At 74.1% G+C, this 2,190-nt stretch carries 2 protein-coding genes; one reads left to right on the top strand and one right to left on the bottom strand.

What is annotated here, in order from left to right:
* Positions 1–98: 98 nt before the first annotated feature.
* Complete coding sequence (locus ABNT58_RS23845) at positions 99–1,211, bottom strand: hypothetical protein (RefSeq protein WP_348755888.1); 1,113 nt, start codon at positions 1,209–1,211, stop codon at positions 99–101.
* A 293-nt stretch (positions 1,212–1,504) separates the two neighbouring features.
* Between ABNT58_RS23845 and ABNT58_RS23850 the strand changes: the two genes are divergently transcribed.
* Complete coding sequence (locus ABNT58_RS23850) at positions 1,505–2,158, top strand: enoyl-CoA hydratase-related protein (protein WP_348755889.1); 654 nt, start codon at positions 1,505–1,507, stop codon at positions 2,156–2,158.
* Positions 2,159–2,190: the final 32 nt, after the last annotated feature.

Raw genomic sequence — 2,190 nt, forward strand, 5'->3', positions numbered from 1 at the left:
ACGGCTTCGAGCAGCGCATCGTGCGCTTTTGCTTCGCCAAGAAGGACGAGACGCTGGAACGCGCGCTGGAGCGGCTGGCCAAGCTCTGACCGGGCAGCCTACAGAGGCGCCAGGCCGCTGGACAGGTCCAGGTCGACCGCGCCGGAACGCGCCGGCCGGCTGGCGCTGCCGGACGGGTCCATCGGCAGCAGCAGGTCCACGTCGGGCGTGGGCGCCGGCTCGGCGCCGGGCACGTAGCTGCGGGCCAGCTGGTACAGCAGCAGCGCGTCCTGGCTGGCCGTCAGCGACAACACCAGCGTCGGCTCGCAGCCGCCCACCAGGCGCTCCAGCAGCGCCATCACGTCCTGCGGTGTCGGCCACAAGGCCTGCAGCCGGGCCACTGCCTCGGGGTAGTCGTCCAGCCCGCGCTGCGGATCGTCGGCATGTTCCCAGTCGGCGCCATGCGGGCCGAAGCGCTGGCGGAAGCGGTCCAGCGCGCGCTGGTAGGCGGCGCGGTCGCCCCGGCGGCGGTGGATCTGCAGCAGCTTGAGCCAGGGCATGGGGCTGTGGCCATCGACGGTGCGCAGCTCGGCCACCAGCCGTTCCACCGCCGCATCGTCCTGGCCCAGCGCGATGAAGAAGTCGGCCTGCTGCTCCAGGTCGATCAGCGCATCGGCGCTGAGCAGCGGTGCCGGCGTGTCGGGGATGGAGAACAGCTGCGGCACCGGCCGCGTGCTGGACACGAACTCGGGCCGCTCGGCGAGCGGCAAGGCGGGCGGGCGCGCCACGGCCTGCACCCCGGCCACCTCGGCCACCGGCGGCTCGATGGCCGGGGTGGGCACGCAGGGCGGCGCGCTGGCGGCACCGGCCGCATGGGCGGCATGGGCGGGCGGCGGCAGGCTGCCGGGACGCGACGCGGAGGCGCTGACCGACGGCGGCACCGAAGCACGCGGCTCGGGCGGGCGCCCGCCCGCCGCAGCCGGCCGGGCCCGCGGGCGGCGCAGCAGCGCACGGGCGGTGAGGCCCAGGCCGCCGGCCAGCAGGGCCAGCGCCGCGCCCAGCCAGGGCAGCACGGCTTCGTGCCACTCGACCTGGCCGCGCAGGTGCTTGACCTGTTCCAGCAGCTGCGCGGTCTGCGCCTGGCGGCCGGCCTCGGCGCTGCGCAACTGCGCCAGTGCCTGCGCCAGCTCCTGCAGCCGCGCCTCGGGCGTGGAGGCCGCCAGGGACGGCAAGCCGGCCGCCGGCGACAGGCCCTGGGCCGGCGCCGACGCCGGCTGCGCACCGGCCGACGCGAACGTCAGCGCCGCGGCAGCCGCCGCAGTGGCACGGAGGCCCAGGTGCCAGACAGGCGCCCGGAAACGGCGACGAACACCAGCATCGCTCATGCGTCGGGTTGCGTTGTAAGCAGCGGCTTGGGGGTAACGAATCACTCTAGCATGCGGTCCCGCGGTCGCCCGGGGGACGACAAGGCCGCGTGACACAATGACCTGCAGCCCTTATCGGCCTGTCAGGGCCTGTCTTGACGATGTCTTCCGAACTGCTGACCGAACGCCGTGAGCACACGCTGCTGCTCACCCTCAAGGACCCGGCCACGCGCAACCGGCTGTCGGCCCAGGCCTGCGCGGCGGGCATCGAGGCCATCAACAACGCGGCAGACGATGGTGAGGTGCACTGCATCGTGCTGCACGGCGACGGCGCGCATTTCTGCGCCGGTGCCGACGGGCATGCGGCCGGCCATGACGAACCAGGGCCCGGTGGCTTTGAAGCCGCCTTCGACGGCCTGCTGGACGTGATGCGCAGCAGCCCCAAGCCCATCATCGCCGCGGTGGAGGGCCATGCGGTGGACGCCGGCTTCGTGCTGGCGCTGGCCTGCGACGTGGTGATCGCGGCGGACGACGCCTGCTTCTCGTGGACGCAGCCCGAAGCCGCCGCCGCATTGAGCCTGCAGCTGCCGCGCCCGCTGGCCATGCAGCTGCTGTGGCTGACCGAAGCGCTCAGCGCCCAGCGCCTGCACGGCATGGGCCTGGCCAATGAAGTGGTGCCACCCGGTGAGGCGGTGGCCCAGGCGCTGCGCTGGGGCCGCAAGCTGGGCAACGTGCCCGCCGACCGCATTGCCGCGGCCAAGGAGTGGTACCTGGGGGCGGCCCCGCGGCTTCAGCGGTCGAAACCGGGCATCTGACGCTCCAGCCGGCGCAGCAGGCCGGGCCAGGC

This window comes from uncultured Aquincola sp. (genome assembly GCF_964001545.1).
In the GTDB taxonomy this organism is placed as follows: Bacteria; Pseudomonadota; Gammaproteobacteria; order Burkholderiales; family Burkholderiaceae_C; genus Aquincola.

What these genes read in the sequence shown, in the direction of transcription:
- ABNT58_RS23850 (WP_348755889.1), top strand. Translation starts at nt 1,505, where the DNA reads ATGTCTTCCGAACTGCTGACCGAACGCCGTGAGCACACGCTGCTGCTC.